Below are 16,299 nucleotides of genomic sequence, written 5' to 3' on the forward strand. Positions count from 1 at the left end.
GGTAAAGAACAGTGAAATGATTTTCAAGCAAATTTTAATAATAAAGAATGCTTAAATATCTTCAGATGTTTTCTTAATAGAGCTTAACTTCTTATTCTAAGGTTATTAATGTTTTTAATATTTCAAATTATATTCAAAATAAAATCAGCTATTCAGAGAGCGGTAGATCAGCAGCTGATTGTTAGTGATTACTTCTTCTCCTTCAGACAATCCTCCGGCAACATAAGTAACATCTCCTACCTGTTTTAATATTTTTATTTCTTTAACTTTTATATCGGTTCTGGATTTGAAAACCACCACAAAACTTCTGTTATCATCAAAAATAACAGCTTTTGAAGGTACTGTAAGCGCTGTATTGGTTTCAGAACTTGAAACTTTGATGGTTGCTTTACTTTCCGGAATCAATAAACCATTGGCGTTATCCAGCACTACTCTTGCCTGCATGGAATTGGTTTCAGGATCAATAATCTTGAATATTTTATCAATTCTTCCATCAAAAATTTTATCCGGATATGAGAGTGTGGAAACCTGAGCTTTCATTCCCAGATTTATTTTTTCGATATCAGCTTCATTGACGTTCATGATCGCCCATACGTTTGTTGTATTGGCCACATCAAAAATATTTTCACTTCTGTCACTTCTCAGTTGCATGTCTTTGTTGATATTCTTTTGAACAATATATCCGCTGATAGGAGCTACCACACTGTAGATATTTCCTTTCTTCACATTATAAACTGTACTTACGGCTGTGGCTCTCTGCATCTGATCCTGGGCTTTCTGCACGACGCTTTTGGCTTCAAGGACTTCTCTTTCTGTATTCAGTTTGCCTTCGTACATTTCTTTGGCAACACGGAGGTTATTTTGGGCAACCACAAGGTCTGTCTTTGCATCGCTTACATCTTTCTGAACTTCGGCCAGCTCTGTACTTCTGATCGTAGCCAGCACCTGTCCTTTTCTCACGTAATCTCCAAGTTCTGCATTTACGCTTAAAACATTTCCGCCTACCAAAGGGTATACATCGATATAACTGTTTTTATCTGCAGAAATTTTACCGTAAAAACTATATTGATCTTCTACGCTTTTTCTTTCCACTTTTGCTAAAGAGATAGAGCTGAGCATCGTATTACTCAGTTCAAAACCTTTTTTTGCCTGAGGAGTTTTTTCTTCTTCTTTTTTCGCACATGACAACAGAGACAAGGCTATCAGTATAGGTATTATATATTTTTTCATTGCTTAATAGAAGATTTTTGTTTGTATGAGTTGATTAAGTTGTTCTGCAGACTGCATAATCTCGTTTTTCATATCGAAGATCTGAAGTGCTGTTTCCCTATAGCTGTCCATAAAATCCGTAAATTCTATAAGGTTGATATTTCCTTTTCTGAAATTTTTCAGCATTCCGTCGTAAACCAGTTCCATATTAATAAGGTCTGTGGTTTTGATTTCTGCAAGCTGATCATATTGACTTTTCCAGGTTTTATAGGCGGCCTGAACTTTAGTTTCAAGGTTCAGTTTCTGGTAATCGGCATTTTTCTGGTTTTGCTGGATCGCATAATTGGCTTTTTCCACATTCCCCTGATTGGATTTCCATAGCGGAATTGGTATTCCGACCATTAGATTGACCTCATTTTTGAAGGTTCCTCCATTTTGATCCCATCCGGCTCCAACATTCAGATCGGGAACATTCAGGGATTTCTGCCACTGGGAATACAGTTTACTGTTATCAATTAATTTTAGAAAATAAAGATAGTCTGCATTATTTTCCAATGCCTTTTTCTTTAATTCATCCTCATCTCCGAAAGGTTGTGCGGCAAGAATTTCTTTAGCTTCAGCATCAGAAAGTTGGGGTTCTATATCATCAGAAACTCCGGTGAGTACTTTTAAATTCTGTTCAAATTCAAGAATATTCTTATTGATCCCAAGTTTATCATTATTGAGCTGAATCACTAAACTTTGGAGCCTGACTTCGTCTTTAAGGGAAACGTTTCCCTTCGCAGACTGGACACGATAAGCACTAAGGAGATCATTCATATATCCCAACTGTTTATTCGTATTGTCCAGTTTCAGCTTTTCATAATATAAGTTGAAGTAACCGGCATGTAATTGGGTTCTCAGATCTACCAGAAGTTGTGAAAACTGAAGCTGGGCCAGCTCCTTGTTTGATTTCGCAAAAGCAATTTCATTTTTCTTTTTTCCACCTATGTAGATCAGCTGGGTTACCTGCGCTCCTTTAGCACTGCCTATATCAAAGACCTTTTTGGCTTCAGGATTATAGGCATTAATCTGCCCGCTCAGTTGTGGAAGCTCCCAAATCTTAGCCTGCAGAATATCTGCATCAGCCATATTGATGTTGTATTGTTCTGCAAGCAACTGAAGATTATTTTTTTGAAATGCCTCTTCACAGTCTGAAAGCGACATTTGCTGCTGTCCTGCCATGAATGAGGAAATGGCAATCAACAGCCCTGCAATTCTGTTCATTCTATCTTTATTTATAGGACAAAATTGGCATTATACGATTAAAAAGGCCTTAAATGAGCCTTAAAAAAAAATTAAATTTGGTTCAGGAATATTGATAAATGCTATATTTATGAGAGAATTGATTGAAATTTTACGGCTCTTAAATTATTAGATTAAAAAATAATTATGCCCCAAGCAAGCGCTAAATAAATTAACTAAAGTTGCTTATTAAAGATGATGCTGAAATTATTAGTGTGATCAGCAGGAGATGAATATCTGATTTGTGCCCCATGATATTCCAGAATTCTTTTAACAATCCTTAGACCAAGACCGGACCCTGAAATATTTTGAGAATTATTCCCCCGCATAAAAGCTTCAAATAATTTGGACTGCTCTTCTTCCGGGATCGTATTTCCGTGGGACGTCACGTCAACTCTAAGCTGATCGTTTGTTTCTGTTATTAAAACATTTACTTCCGTATCATCAGAATATACGGCTGCATTTTTAAAGAGGTTAATAAAGACAATCACCAGCAAAGACTGGATCCCATTGATCGTTAGCAGAGCATTTTCCGAAGTGTCTTCAGAGATCAGAAAATCAAGCTTCAGAGCCGGATAACTTTTTTCTACCGCTTCGAACGCTTCAAATATAACTTCATCAATTCTTACCTCTTCATAAATGGTCTGAATATTCTCTTTGTCAAATTTCGTAAGCAGCAAAAGGGAATTGGTAAGATCAGAAAGCTGATAGACATCTTTCTGAATCTGTTTCAGAGAGATCAATGTCTCGGGGGAATGCACCCCAAAATTAATCAGGTTTTCCAACTGAAATGCCATTCTTGTAATGGGAGTCCTGATCTCATGTGAGGCACTTGCCGTAAAATCTTTCTGTGACTGAAAAACATCATCCAGCCTTGTGATCATCGTATTAAAAGATTTTGCCAAAACATTGATCTCATCATTCGACTGCTGAACAGGGATCTGCTTCGTAAGTTTATGGGCTGTAACTTCAGAAATTTCGGTATTCAGATCTTCTAAAGGGCGGAGAAACTGTCCCATAAAGTAATAACTGAAAAAGCCAATCAAAAGCGTACTCATCACATAGGCCGTGATCAGAAGGTATTTAAGGTATTCAAGTTTCGATTTACCATTGGTATCAAAAGCACTGGTAAGGATATAATAATTTTCGCCATTGATGTTCCGGAGGGCGGCATAGATCTCAGGAACCGTTTTCTCCGTATAAATGATCTTTTTTTCATCCAATTCTTTCAGAAGAGCACTGTCCCATGTTACATTGCGGTCTTTGATCGTGCTGTAGATTAATTCTTTATCGCTGTTAAAAATCAAGATCGTTTCATCGAGAAGGATATTATCCGAGTTTTCATTAAAAAATACCGGGGCTTCTTCTTCGAAATCTTTAGACTTTGAAATAAAGTGAGAAGTAAATTCGAGACGCTGCCTGAATCTTTCTTTAAATTCATCTCTTCTAAAATCATTAAAAGACATATAGATCACCGCCATCACCATTGCAAAAAGCAGGGAAAAAGCGATACTTATCGTTAATGCTATCTTTCTTTTTAAGGACATCTACAATGTACTGAGGTAATATCCGAAACCGGAGCGGGTATGAATAAGTTTAAGTTTAAAATCTTTATCGATCTTTTTTCTCAAAAAATTGATGTAGACTTCTACGGTATTGGTGTTCGTATTGAAATTATGCTCCCATACGTGTTCTGTAATCTGCTGCTTGGAAACGGTTCTTCCTTGGGCTTCGGCAAGATAAACCAACAATTGAAATTCTTTTAAGGTAAGTGCTATTTCATTGCCTGCTCTATAGACTTTCTGCTCTGTTTTATTGATAATAAGGTCATCTATCCTGATAATATCCTGATCCGTAGTATCAGATGGCGTCTTTCTTCTCAAGAGTGAATTCATTCTCAGCAGAAGCTCTTCAAACTGAAAAGGTTTCACCAGATAGTCGTCTGCAAGTCTGGTAAACGCATCTTTTTTATCGGAAATATCTCCGTAGGCCGAAATGATGATGATGGGTGTGCTTTTATCAAAAGACCGGATCGTCTGGCAGACATCAAGTCCGTTTATCTTCGGTACATTAATATCCAGCAGATACAGATCGTATGTGTTATTCTTGATTTGACGGAGAAAGGTTTCACCATCATAAATTTTATCACAGGTAAAGCTGTTTGACTCTAAAAATCTGCTGAGTTCCGCTGAGAGAATAAGGTCATCTTCCAATAAAAGAATATTCATCAAAATATATTTAATACGAATTTAACAAAAATTTATGTTTCTGCCCCAATGCATTGAAAACAGATCTATAGATTTAATTAAATTTTAAGCTAAATTTTGTACAGAAAAAGAGAATTAAGATAGTTTTTTATACTAGATACTAAGAAAGGAACGAATAAAATTAATATACAATTCAGCCAGCGAAGGTTCCTATAAAATTCCTTACATCACGTCAGGCAAAAAAAAATCCCGAAATAAATTCGGGAAATTTGAGAGCCAACTACGGGACTTGAACCCGTGACCTCTTCCTTACCAAGGAAGCACTCTACCGCTGAGCTAAGTCGGCACTAACTAAAAAAATCACACTAAAATAAGCGTGATTTTCTTTGAGCGGAAGACGAGGGTCGAACTCGCGACATTCAGCTTGGAAGGCTGACGCTCTACCAACTGAGCTACTTCCGCAATTTTGTTTCCAAAACTATTGGTAAACGCTTTGCAAACTTAGGAAAATCCATTTAAATCTGCAATATTTTTTTTAATATAAAATGTGGGGAGAGCAGGATTCGAACCTGCGAAGCCGAAGCAACTGAGTTACAGTCAGTCCCATTTAGCCACTCTGGAATCTCCCCAGACATATTATATTAAATTGAGCCTCCAGAGGGACTCGAACCCACGACCTGCTGATTACAAATCAGCTGCTCTAGCCAACTGAGCTATGGAGGCAATTTAATAAAAACTGAAAGCTTCAGAGAGACTCTACTCTGTGCTGCATCAGCAGTTAAAAAAAATCACGCCTAAAACTGGTGTGAAATTGAGCGGAAGACGAGGGTCGAACTCGCGACATTCAGCTTGGAAGGCTGACGCTCTACCAACTGAGCTACTTCCGCAATTTTGTTTCCAAAATCATTGGTAACGGTCTGCAAATCTAAGAAAACTTCTTGAAACCCGCAAGACTTTTTTTAAATATAAATTGTGGGAAGAGCAGGATTCGAACCTGCGAAGCCGAAGCAACTGAGTTACAGTCAGTCCCATTTAGCCACTCTGGAATCTTCCCAAAAGTTTATATTAAAGAGAGCCTCCAGAGGGACTCGAACCCACGACCTGCTGATTACAAATCAGCTGCTCTAGCCAACTGAGCTATGGAGGCATAAATCAAAAAGAATTCAAAAGAACGCTGTTCCCTTTTTGCGAGTGCAAATATAGAACGTTTCTTTTGAATTCTCAAACTTTTTTATGACTTTTTTTATCTTTTTTTTCTATGCCATTTCTTTTTTCTTGATTAATAGCTTTTTAGCTGTATCAACACAAAGGTCCAAACTTTCTTCAAAAGTTTCAGATGTCTTTTTTACGACAATATCATCGCCTGGAACAGCCAAAATAAGTTCAGTAGTTTTATTATTTCTATCCGAATTATTTTCAACTTTTAAGAAAACCTTGCACTCATGAATTTTATCATAGAAGGTTTCCAATTTACTTACTTTTTTGTCAATGTGAGATTCTAATGGTTCGTGTGGAGTTAAACCAATTGATTGAACTGTGATCTTCATAATTCTTCTTTTTTAGATGCTCTAGGGTGAGCCTGATTAAACACTTTTTTCAATTGCTCAATATTGGCATTCGTATAGACTTGAGTACTGGCAAGACTGGAATGCCCTAATATTTTTTTTACTTTGGAGATCTCCGCCCCATTATCCAAAACGTGAGTAGCAAAGCTATGCCGAAGGATGTGAGGACTTCTTTTTTCTTTTGTTGTTACCAGACTAAGGTACTTATTAACTACCACATAAACAAATTTTTCATAGAGTTTTTTACCCTTTTTATTGACGAAAAAATATGATTTATATTCGGTTTCAGGTTTCCTTATTTCCAGATAACTTTTAAGCAGGTCCGAGAGGTCCTGGGAGATCGGAATAAAACGTTCTTTATTTCCCTTCCCTATTACTTTCAGCTCATTTCCGCTTAAATTAACATACTCAAACATCAGGCCACAAAGCTCTGCCTTACGGATTCCTGTTTGATATAATACTTCAATAATGCATTTTTCAAGAATATCATGTCCATCAGTGAGTACATGGTCACTGAGTGTCTGCATTTCCTCTTTGGACATAGGAATCTGTTTCTCAGCATAAAACTTAAGAGAAGAAATACTTTCTATAGGTGAAACTTTAACTTCTCCAATTTTTAAAAGAAATAAATAAAAACTTCTGAGGGATGATAATTTCCTGTTGATACTTCTTTTTGAAATATTATTTTCACTTAATTCAACAATGAAATTCCGGATAATCTTTTTATCAGCTTTGGAAATATCTTCTGAAGCCTCTGTTTTGAGGTAGAAATTGGAAAAGTCTTCAAGATCTTTCCTGTAGCTTGTAATGGTATGAGGAGAATACCTCTTTTCGAACTGTAAATATTCTAAAAATTTATGCAGCATTACGTAGGGTATAAAAACAAAAATTCACTATCCAAATATAAGTATTTGAATAGTGAATTTAGTATGTGGTTAAGAAAAATCTTAAGCCTGCTCTTCCTTACTAAGACCTCTCTGCTTGTGAGCAGCTTTAAGTCTAGCTTGTCTTAAAGTTACAGAAGGCTTGATAAACGCTTGTCTAGATCTTAATTGACGAACTGTACCGGTTTTATCAAATTTTCTTTTATATTTTTTTAATGCTCTGTCGATGGACTCACCATCTTTTACTGGAATTATTAACATATATTACATCTCATTTTGGATTGCAAAACTAAGACTTTTTTATTGAATTACAAAATCACAGTGCTTTTAACTTAAAAAAATAATTACAATATTCTACAAAAGCTTTATTAATCAACCTTTATAACGCCTGAATATTTTGCAATAAATCACGTTATTCTATATAAGACCACCTCTTAAAAAAAAGCATACGTCATATTAACGATATTTTAAACAAAATCCTTATCTTTGCATTCACTTTTATTTATGGGGTTGACTGGTTTCGACAGCAAGGTCAATGGGTAAGTAAGCATGCAGAGAACCGTAGCGCGATCTCTCTAATCCCTTGCTACACAATTTTAACTGGCAACGAAGAGTTCGCTCTTGCAGCTTAATCCGAATAAAGTAAGATTCAAGCGCTTTCCTGAAGATAGTAAGGAAGCAAGATGTCTCACAAATGCTCCGTTCTACGGCGTTTGATCCTGAGATATAGTAATGTAGAAATAAGGTTTCAGACGCTTCGGCTGAGACTCGAAAATTTCAGAAGATAAGCTGGAAGTTGGGTGTCTGCTCTCTGCCTCCAGTCGAAAACCAATAGTAGAATAAGCATGTAGAAAGCTTATGTATTGCTTGTTTGGACGAGGGTTCGAATCCCTCCAACTCCACAAAACAAACCCCTGAATAGTTGTTTAACTATTCAGAGGTTTTTAATTTTAACTGATTATCCTACAGTAAGAAAATTTTAATTATGTTTCTATTGGTAGTTCCACTTCATTTTTCTATTTTGATGGATTGATATATTTGTCTAAAATCTTAGATTAACAGAAAATGAAAAAAGTATTGTTTTTATTTATATTATTATTGTTTCCTTTCTTTTTCAATGCGACAACAATACCATTCGAATTAATTGACGGAAAGATAATTGTGAGTGTAAATATTAAAAACAATCCGCACAATTTCATTTTTGATTCAGGAGCTTTTACGATTATTTCGTCTGAACTAAAAGACCAATTAAGTGAAAAGAGAAGTACCATTATTTTTGAAGGAGCTGATGCAAATAATGCGAAATCAAAAATGGAAGTTTTTTCGACAGATCATTTAAAGATATCAGATTTGGACATTAAAAATGTAAACTTTTCATTTGCAGATATAAGTTGGATGAGTGGACGTGCATGTAAAAAAATCAGTGGAATCTTCGGGGCTAATATGATGAAGGGTAAAATATGGCGAATCGATTTTAAAGACAAGATGATTACCGTGTTTGATAAACAACAGAAACTTGCCTATAATTTTGCAACAATTCCTTTTTCTGAAGAAAATTTCACCAATGTTCCAAGACTTAAGACTAAAATAAGAAATCAAAATATAGAATTTATATTTGATACTGGTTCAGGAATGGGTTTTACTATTAATAAGGAATTATATGATCAAATAAAAGATAAAGACTTTTTAGTTTTTGAAGGGCTTCTTTCTCAGTCTTTAAATAGCATTGTTAAAGGGCAGCGGCAGGTTGATGTGATGGATATTGAAATCAATAACACAAAACTGGGTAACCAAATAATAGATAGCAGTTCTGATTCACCCAATTTAATTGGCATCAGGTTTATAGAAAACTATTTGGTTGATCTTGATTTCATTAATAAAAAAATTACTCTTGCCAATACAGGAAAATCTCTTGAATATCAAAGTTTTGGGATTGCATTTGCCCCGATTAACAACAGCCTTGTCATTGTAAATAAGCTGGAAATCCCTCAATTATCAGGATTACAATTAACTGATAAAATTATTAAGATAAATAATACTGATGTTTCTAAAATGAGCGGAGAGGCTTTTTGTGGAATAAAAAAAATACTTGACAATAGTCAGACCATTGTTATCGAAAATGAATCTCACAAAATCTTCACGTTGGAAAAGAAAAATATTTTACAATATTTGAATTAAAATTTAAAATACAATCAATAAAAAGACTATTAAATCTATCTTAACTATAAGACGGAGTTTTACAACCTGCTTGGCGGCAAGCCATATTGTTTTTTAAAAGCAAATGAAAAGTGAGAAAGATCTTCAAAACCCAGATCGAGATAGATATCCGATGCTTTTTTTCCTTTTTCTAAAAGATAATGAGCTTCCTGAAGTCTTTTTTCGAGCAACCACTTCCTTGGAGCGGTTCCAAATACTTTCTCGAAATCTCTTTTAAAAGTTGCCAGGCTTCTTCCCGTGAGATAGGCAAAACGATCAAGTTTCACATTAAAATGATAGTTTTTAATCATAAATCCTTCGAGATCGATTTTATAGGGATTTGAAATATCATACAGGATATTTTTAAAAGATTGATCATGTCCAAATAAAAGCAGTAATGCTTCTTTCTGTTTCAATAAAGCAAGTTCGGGGGATTTATTTTCCAACAAATCCTGATACTGCAGCAGAGACTCCATAAAATATTTCAGATGTTTTACATCAGACACTTCAATAAAAGCAGGGGTCTTTAATTTTTCATGCAGCACAAAACTTTCATCCTCATTCATCTGTTTCAGCATTTTATCATCAAACCTGATGGATAAAGATTTAAATTCTGATTCTTCACCAGGTTTTTTCAGGAATTTCAATAATTGATTTTTCCGGACAAGATAAACATCACCACTTCGGAATATTTTCCGATGTACACCATCATTAAGTTCCATTTCTCCGGAAATCACCATGCATAATGAATTGTAAAGCACAAACTGTTCTCCTTCACGAAAAACAGTAAAGTAGCAGGAATAATTGATATACTCAATATTTTCAGACATTTTCCTTGTATTAAAGTCAAGTCAAAAAAGCTCTGACTTGACTGTTCAATATAATATTTTTAATTGTTGTTTTAAACTAAAATTGATTTAGGTTCTAAATATTCTTCCAATCCAAATGCTCCGAATTCCCTTCCAATACCAGATTGTTTGAATCCACCGAATGGCGCCAGCGGATCATGCTTGAACCCATTAATACAAACTCTGCCGGCTTCAATCCTTGAGGCCACTTTCAAAGCTCTATTTTCATCAGAAGAAGTCACATAAGCAGCTAATCCATATAAAGTATCATTAGCAATAGCAATGGCATCCTCATCGTTTTGATAAGAAATAATCGACAATACCGGTCCGAAAATCTCTTTCTGAGCAATGCGCATATCGTTTCGGACATTGGTGAAAACTGTAGCTTTAACAAAGTTTCCGTTTTCAAGACCTTCAGGCTTTCCCATTCCTCCGACTAATAATTCTGCATTTTCATCTAATCCTACCTGAATATAATGCTGCACCCTCTCATATTGTTTTTCAGAAACCATAGGACCTACATTGGTATTTTCGTTGGCAGGATCACCTACAACAACCTGAAGAGCAGCCTCTTTCGCCAACTGATTAACCTCTTCTAATCTCGACTGAGGCACCAACAAACGTGTTGGAGCAATACAGGCCTGCCCACTGTTCATATAAGCACCAAAAACAGCTTGGGGAATGGCTTTTTCAAAATCTGCGTCATCCAGAATAATATTAGGCGATTTTCCACCCAGCTCTAAAGTTACCCTTTTCATACTGTCTACAGCCCCTTTCGCAATCATTTTCCCTGTCTGGGTAGAGCCAGTGAAAGATATTTTCGCAATATCGGGATGGTTTACAATTTCATTACCAACAACATTTCCCAACCCGTTTACCACATTGAAAACTCCTTCAGGAAGCGCCGCTTCATGGAAGCACTCTATGATAAGCTGGGTTTGCAGCGCACTCATTTCACTTGGCTTCACCACTACAGTACAACCTGCTGCTACCGCTGTTGCAAATTTATTGCATATAAAACTGTTACTGGAATTCCAGGGTGTAATAATCCCCACAACGCCCAGTGATGTCATTTCAACAAGTGCGCTTCCTACTTTTCTTTCAAATTCAAAATGTTGCAGTGTTTCAATCATATGATCAAAAGCACCCACCATATTTTGGTAAGCGATTGTACAGAACTGCCTTGTTCCCCCATATTCCAGAATCATGGTATCAATAAGTTCCTTTTCTCTCTTTTCCACAGCCTTTTTTAAGTTTTTAAGAATTTCAATACGCTCCACCACATTTGTTTTTGAAAATGTTTTAAAGGCTTTCTTTGCTGCTGCAATTGCATTTCTGGTATCAATTTCATCACCCAGGATCACTTCCCCTATTTTCTCATGATTGGATGGATTGATAAGATCAAATATCTGTTTACCGTGTAATTCTGTAAACTGGCCATTAATGTAAGCTTTGTCTATACGTTTCATATGTTCTAAATTTTATTAAGACAAAGTTCCTTCAATTTCAAAGACAATGTTTTGTTATACAGCTCAATTCAACTTTGTTAAACAGCTCATCATTAAAGTTCTATCCTTTTATAAAAGACTCTGTTTATTGTTTAATAAATGATTTTAAAAAGAACAAAGTAATTATTGGTCAACCAACCTGAACATAATCTTTGATTTTACAATGTTTTGATACAATCTAAATGAAGAATAATTATGTAATTTACTTATGATTTGCATAGCAAACATAAACACCTGAAAACGAAAACACTAAAACACCTCACTATAAAATAAGTATAGTCTACCCACAAAAAAGACTAAAAAAATGTTTTATCGTGAAGAATTTTATATATTTGCACCATCTAACAATTAAAAAAATAATTTACTATGTCAGACATTGCATCAAGAGTAAAAGCTATCATCGCTGATAAGCTTGACGTTGAAGAAACAGAAGTAACTCCTGAAGCTAGCTTCACAAACGATTTAGGAGCTGACTCATTGGATACAGTTGAGTTAATCATGGAATTTGAAAAAGAATTCAATATTCAAATCCCTGATGATCAGGCTGAAAAAATTACTACTGTAGGGCACGCTATTGCTTACATCGAAGAAGTAGTAAATAAATAATATTCTTCAACAAAAAAGAAAATTTTAAAAGTTTATGGAATTAAAAAGAGTAGTTGTAACCGGTTTTGGCGCAATAACACCGATTGGAAATAATGCAAAAGAATACTGGGAAAATCTTCTTAAAGGTGAGAGCGGTGCTGCTCCGATTACTCTTTTTGATGCCACAAACTTTAAAACCAAGTTCGCTTGCGAAGTAAAAGGTTTTGATCCGTTGCAGCATTTCGACAAGAAAGAAGCAAAGAAAATGGACCGAAATACCCAGCTTGGACTTGTTGCTGCCCGGGAAGCGGTAGCACACTCCAGAATTATGGAAGACAATGTTGATAAAAACAGAGTCGGTGTAATTTGGGGTTCCGGGATCGGAGGTTTGGAAACTTTTGAAACTGAAGTTTTAGGATGGGCGAATACGGAAATTCCAAGATTCAACCCTTTCTTTATTCCTAAAATGATTGCGGATATCACTCCTGGACACATCTCAATAGAGTATGGCTTTCACGGGCCGAATTATACTACGGTATCTGCCTGTGCATCTTCTGCCAACGCTCTGATTGATTCCAAAATGATTATCCAGCTTGGAAAAGCTGACGTTATTGTATGCGGGGGCTCTGAAGCAGCCGTTACAGCAAGTGGTGTCGGTGGATTCAATGCAATGATGGCACTTTCTACAAGAAATGATGATCCTACCACAGCTTCAAGACCGTTTGATAAAGACAGAGACGGTTTTGTATTAGGTGAAGGTGCAGGAACTATTATCCTTGAAGAATATGAGCACGCAGTAAAACGTGGAGCTACGATTTACGCAGAATTACTGGGTGGCGGTATGAGTGCAGATGCACATCATATGACAGCCCCTCATCCTGAAGGCTTAGGAGCTTATCTGGTAATGAAGAACTGTTTGGAAGACGCAGGCTTAACTGCTGATGAAGTAGACCATATCAACATGCATGGTACCTCTACTCCATTAGGAGATATTGCAGAATCCAACGCAATTTCGAAATTATTAGGCGAGCACGCTTTTGATATTCAGATTAATTCTACAAAATCAATGACCGGCCACCTTTTGGGTGCAGCTGGAGTAATTGAAGCTATTGCTGCATTAGGAACTATTATTCATGGTATTGTTCCTCCAACCATCAATCATTTTACTGATGATGAAAATATTGACCGCAGACTGAATTTCACATTCAACGACGCAGTTAAGAAAGATGTAAAAGTAGCCATGAGCAATACTTTTGGATTTGGTGGGCACAACGCTTGCGTTCTATTTAAGAAAATCTAAATTCAATGAATGGAGTTACAGAAATACTTTTCTAAATTCCTTCTCAAACAAAGAAAAAGAAAATTAACGGAGAGAGACTTCTTCCTAAGTACCGAGATAAAAAAAATACTGGGTGCAGAGGTTCAGAACGTTGCTCTTTACCGGGAAGCTTTTTCTTTAAAAAGTTCTTCTAAAAATCAAGACAGTAATTACGAACGACTTGAATTTTTGGGGGATTCTGTTTTGGGTACAATTATTTCCTGCCATCTGTTTCAGACGTATCCTCAGGCTAACGAGGGGTACCTGACCCAGATGAAATCAAAAATTGTTAATAGGAAAAATCTTAATAAATTGGGAGAAGACCTCAAGCTTACCGATCTTTTGCAAAAGCAGGGATCCGCGGCATTGGGCGAGAATATTTCCGGAAATTTATTTGAGGCACTTATTGGCGCTGTTTATCTGGACTTTCATTATGATACCTGTAAAAGGATTATTCTGGAGAGATTGCTTACGCCTACTGAAATTAACAAGCTTGAAAATAAAATTGTAAGCTACAAAGGTCTTCTGCTTGAATGGAGTCAGAAGAAAAAAGTAAATATAAAGTATGAGACCTGTGAGGAAATCCAGGTTAATAAAGCAGTGGTTTTTAGATGTCATGTCTGGCTGGGAGAAGAAAAGATCGCCAATGCGACGGAAACTTCCAAAAAGAAGGCAGAAGAAAAAGCAGCGCAAAGAGCATTTTATATTTTAAATAAAAAAGAAAACATACTTGGAAATTCAAAAACTTTATGATCTAGACGATATAGAATTTGAAGATATTGCCATAGGATTGGTAAGATTAGCGAAAGATATACCTGCTCATGAGTTTTTCTACAAAATAAATCAGATCAACGGCCTCACCTTTTGCAGAAAGAAAGACGTTATTCTTCACGGGGCTTATTATGATTATTATTTTCCGAGATTTGAGGCTTATCACAAGTTTACAAAAACATGTTTTACATTCATTTCAAACCGGTCTTCAGAAAGTAAGCAAAAAAAATTGCAGACCGAGCTCTTCACAGAAGAAGAAAACATTAAATTTTTATTAAATAATCAGGTAGATGTAGAATATATTTTGCATACTTCGGAACAATTCCCTGATTTTTCCGTAATTTTGCTCCCTGAAAATCTTGTGTTTCCGATACAAGATTATACACTGAGTTCTGAAGAGGAACTTTATCAAATTATCCAGTATTATGAATAAGTATTTAAAGAAGACAAAAATTATTGCAACACTAGGACCTGCTTCGTCATCGAAGGAGGTAATGTTAGACCTAATGAGAGCGGGTGTTGATATTTTCAGAATAAATTTTTCACATGCAGACTATGACTTAGTTCGAAATAATATTGAAATTATCAGAGAGCTTAATAAGGAATACGGCTATTCTATAGGGATCTTAGGAGACCTTCAAGGCCCGAAACTGAGAGTAGGCGTTGTAAAAGAAGGTTCTTACCTGAATCCTGGAGACATTCTTACCTTTACCAATGAGAAAATAGAAGGTGACTCTACCAAGGTTTACATGACCTACCAACAGTTTCCTCAGGACGTAAAAGTTGGGGAAAGAATCCTTATCGACGATGGAAAGCTAATGCTGGAAGTTATTGAGACCAACCAAATAGATACGGTAAAAGCAAAAACCATTCAGGGGGGACCATTAAGTTCTAAAAAAGGAGTTAACCTGCCTAATACCAATGTTTCTCTTCCTGCACTGACGGAAAAGGATATTCAGGATGCCAATTTCATGCTTGACATGGAAGTGGATTGGATTGCATTGTCATTTGTGCGTCATGCTCAGGATATCATCGACTTAAAAGAACTTATCAATGCGCATCCTAACGGTAAATTCAAAACACCGATCATTGCTAAAATTGAAAAGCCTGAGGGCGTTAAAAATATTGACGAAATTTTATTGGAATGTGACGGACTGATGGTTGCCCGTGGTGACCTTGGTGTGGAAGTTCCGATGGAAGAAGTTCCTGCTATTCAGAAGAACCTGGTAGAGAAGGCAAGATTCTATTCAAAACCGGTGATCATTGCTACCCAGATGATGGAAACCATGATCAACAGCCTTACACCTACAAGAGCAGAAGTAAATGACGTTGCTAACTCTGTATTGGATGGTGCAGATGCTGTAATGCTTTCAGGAGAAACTTCTGTAGGAAGATATCCGGTGCAGGTGGTTGAAAACATGGCAAAGATTGTTCAGAATATTGAGAAAACTAGTTTTTATCAGCACAAGAATGAGCCTATTGAGAAAGATTATAACTGTATCGATGAAAGATTCATTACCAACAGGGTATGTCTTGCCGCAGTAAGAATTGCAAAAACCACCAATGTTTCTGCTATTGTTACATTGACGCATTCAGGATATACGGCTTTCCAGCTTGCTGCACACAGACCGAATTCCCATATTATTGTTTACAGTGGAAATAAAAGAGTGATCACAATGCTGAATCTTCTTTGGGGAGTTCATGCTTATTATTATGACATGAAGAAACCAACGGATGAAACCATTATCCAGGTAAATATGCTGACCCATAACCACGGTTATATTGAAAGCGGAGACTTTGTTATCAACATCAATGCTACACCATCTTACGAAGGTGGAAAAACCAATACACTGAGACTGACGACAGTATAAGCAATAAGCAAAATTACTTTTTGACAAGCATACAAAAAAATCCCGGAAATAGA

The 16,299-nt window shown here is 36.1% G+C and carries 15 protein-coding genes, 7 tRNA genes and 1 other RNA gene; 7 read left to right on the forward strand and 16 right to left on the reverse strand.

The features are described 5' to 3' along the window. Nucleotides 1-144: 144 nt before the first annotated feature. The 14 genes from QF044_RS15430 to rpsU form a co-directional block, all read right to left on the reverse strand. Complete coding sequence (locus tag QF044_RS15430) at nt 145-1,230, reverse strand: efflux RND transporter periplasmic adaptor subunit (RefSeq protein ID WP_307269111.1); 1,086 nt, start codon at nt 1,228-1,230, stop codon at nt 145-147. A gap of 3 nt (nt 1,231-1,233) precedes the next feature. Next, nucleotides 1,234-2,475, reverse strand: a complete 1,242-nt coding sequence (locus QF044_RS15435) for a TolC family protein (protein WP_307269113.1) — start codon at nt 2,473-2,475, stop codon at nt 1,234-1,236. A gap of 194 nt (nt 2,476-2,669) precedes the next feature. Next, nucleotides 2,670-4,040 carry an ATP-binding protein gene (locus tag QF044_RS15440; protein WP_307269116.1) on the reverse strand — a complete coding sequence of 457 codons (1,371 nt, stop codon included), beginning with the start codon at nt 4,038-4,040 and terminating at the stop codon, nt 2,670-2,672. Next, a complete protein-coding gene (locus QF044_RS15445; protein WP_307269120.1) occupies nt 4,041-4,721 on the reverse strand; it encodes a response regulator transcription factor in 681 nt (226 codons plus the stop codon). It lies immediately after the preceding gene. A 253-nt stretch (nt 4,722-4,974) separates the two neighbouring features. Next, nucleotides 4,975-5,046, reverse strand: a tRNA-Thr gene (locus QF044_RS15450). A 43-nt stretch (nt 5,047-5,089) separates the two neighbouring features. Continuing rightward, nucleotides 5,090-5,162: transfer RNA gene (locus QF044_RS15455), tRNA-Gly, on the reverse strand. An 86-nt stretch (nt 5,163-5,248) separates the two neighbouring features. Further along, a tRNA-Tyr gene (locus QF044_RS15460) sits at nt 5,249-5,329 on the reverse strand. 20 nt (nt 5,330-5,349) lie between these two features. Next, nucleotides 5,350-5,423: transfer RNA gene (locus QF044_RS15465), tRNA-Thr, on the reverse strand. A 91-nt stretch (nt 5,424-5,514) separates the two neighbouring features. Next, nucleotides 5,515-5,587, reverse strand: a tRNA-Gly gene (locus QF044_RS15470). Nucleotides 5,588-5,673: 86 nt separating this feature from the next. Then, nucleotides 5,674-5,754: transfer RNA gene (locus QF044_RS15475), tRNA-Tyr, on the reverse strand. A 19-nt stretch (nt 5,755-5,773) separates the two neighbouring features. After that, nucleotides 5,774-5,847: transfer RNA gene (locus QF044_RS15480), tRNA-Thr, on the reverse strand. Between the two features lie 109 nt (nt 5,848-5,956). Continuing rightward, nucleotides 5,957-6,247 carry an HPF/RaiA family ribosome-associated protein gene (locus tag QF044_RS15485; RefSeq protein WP_307269123.1) on the reverse strand — a complete coding sequence of 97 codons (291 nt, stop codon included), beginning with the start codon at nt 6,245-6,247 and terminating at the stop codon, nt 5,957-5,959. Then, complete coding sequence (locus QF044_RS15490; RefSeq protein WP_307269129.1) at nt 6,244-7,131, reverse strand: tyrosine-type recombinase/integrase; 888 nt, start codon at nt 7,129-7,131, stop codon at nt 6,244-6,246. Before QF044_RS15490 ends, QF044_RS15485 begins: the two co-directional genes overlap by 4 nt. 81 nt (nt 7,132-7,212) lie before the next feature. Next, on the reverse strand, nt 7,213-7,410 hold the full coding sequence (gene rpsU, locus QF044_RS15495; RefSeq protein WP_307269131.1) for a 30S ribosomal protein S21: 198 nt from the start codon (nt 7,408-7,410) through the stop codon (nt 7,213-7,215). A 245-nt stretch (nt 7,411-7,655) separates the two neighbouring features. Here rpsU and ssrA point away from each other — a divergent pair. Together ssrA and QF044_RS15505 are read left to right on the forward strand one after the other, a co-directional pair. After that, nucleotides 7,656-8,054, forward strand: a transfer-messenger RNA (tmRNA) gene (gene ssrA, locus QF044_RS15500). A 160-nt stretch (nt 8,055-8,214) separates the two neighbouring features. Then, nucleotides 8,215-9,327: a retropepsin-like aspartic protease gene (locus QF044_RS15505; RefSeq protein ID WP_307269134.1), complete on the forward strand. Its 1,113-nt coding sequence runs from the start codon at nt 8,215-8,217 to the stop codon at nt 9,325-9,327. 59 nt (nt 9,328-9,386) lie between these two features. Here QF044_RS15505 and QF044_RS15510 read toward each other — a convergent pair whose 3' ends face one another. Both QF044_RS15510 and QF044_RS15515 read right to left on the reverse strand, forming a co-directional pair. Beyond that, nucleotides 9,387-10,175 (reverse strand): AraC family transcriptional regulator, encoded by a 789-nt coding sequence (locus tag QF044_RS15510; protein ID WP_307269136.1) that lies wholly within the window; start codon nt 10,173-10,175, stop codon nt 9,387-9,389. Nucleotides 10,176-10,246: 71 nt separating this feature from the next. Further along, nucleotides 10,247-11,662, reverse strand: coding sequence for an aldehyde dehydrogenase family protein (locus QF044_RS15515; RefSeq protein WP_307269139.1), 1,416 nt, complete (start codon nt 11,660-11,662; stop codon nt 10,247-10,249). Between the two features lie 405 nt (nt 11,663-12,067). Between QF044_RS15515 and QF044_RS15520 the strand changes: the two genes are divergently transcribed. Genes QF044_RS15520 through pyk form a run of 5 tightly spaced genes read left to right on the forward strand, consistent with a single transcriptional unit; the run spans nt 12,068 to nt 16,246 of the window. Then, the gene (locus tag QF044_RS15520; RefSeq protein ID WP_002976354.1) at nt 12,068-12,307 is read left to right on the forward strand and encodes an acyl carrier protein; all 240 of its coding nucleotides are present in this window, start codon (nt 12,068-12,070) and stop codon (nt 12,305-12,307) included. Nucleotides 12,308-12,341: 34 nt separating this feature from the next. Further along, nucleotides 12,342-13,586, forward strand: a complete 1,245-nt coding sequence (gene fabF, locus QF044_RS15525) for a beta-ketoacyl-ACP synthase II (protein ID WP_307269141.1) — start codon at nt 12,342-12,344, stop codon at nt 13,584-13,586. Nucleotides 13,587-13,595: 9 nt separating this feature from the next. Further along, entirely contained in the window at nt 13,596-14,357 is a 762-nt protein-coding gene (gene rnc / locus QF044_RS15530) for a ribonuclease III (RefSeq protein ID WP_307269144.1), read from the forward strand. Continuing rightward, nucleotides 14,335-14,808, forward strand: coding sequence for an IPExxxVDY family protein (locus QF044_RS15535; protein WP_307269145.1), 474 nt, complete (start codon nt 14,335-14,337; stop codon nt 14,806-14,808). Before rnc ends, QF044_RS15535 begins: the two co-directional genes overlap by 23 nt. After that, nucleotides 14,801-16,246, forward strand: a complete 1,446-nt coding sequence (gene pyk / locus QF044_RS15540) for a pyruvate kinase (RefSeq protein ID WP_307269147.1) — start codon at nt 14,801-14,803, stop codon at nt 16,244-16,246. The genes QF044_RS15535 and pyk overlap by 8 nt, the downstream gene beginning before the upstream one ends. The last annotated feature ends 53 nt before the right edge of the window (nt 16,247-16,299 follow it).

This window comes from Chryseobacterium sp. W4I1 (assembly GCF_030816115.1).
Classification (GTDB): domain Bacteria; phylum Bacteroidota; class Bacteroidia; order Flavobacteriales; family Weeksellaceae; genus Chryseobacterium.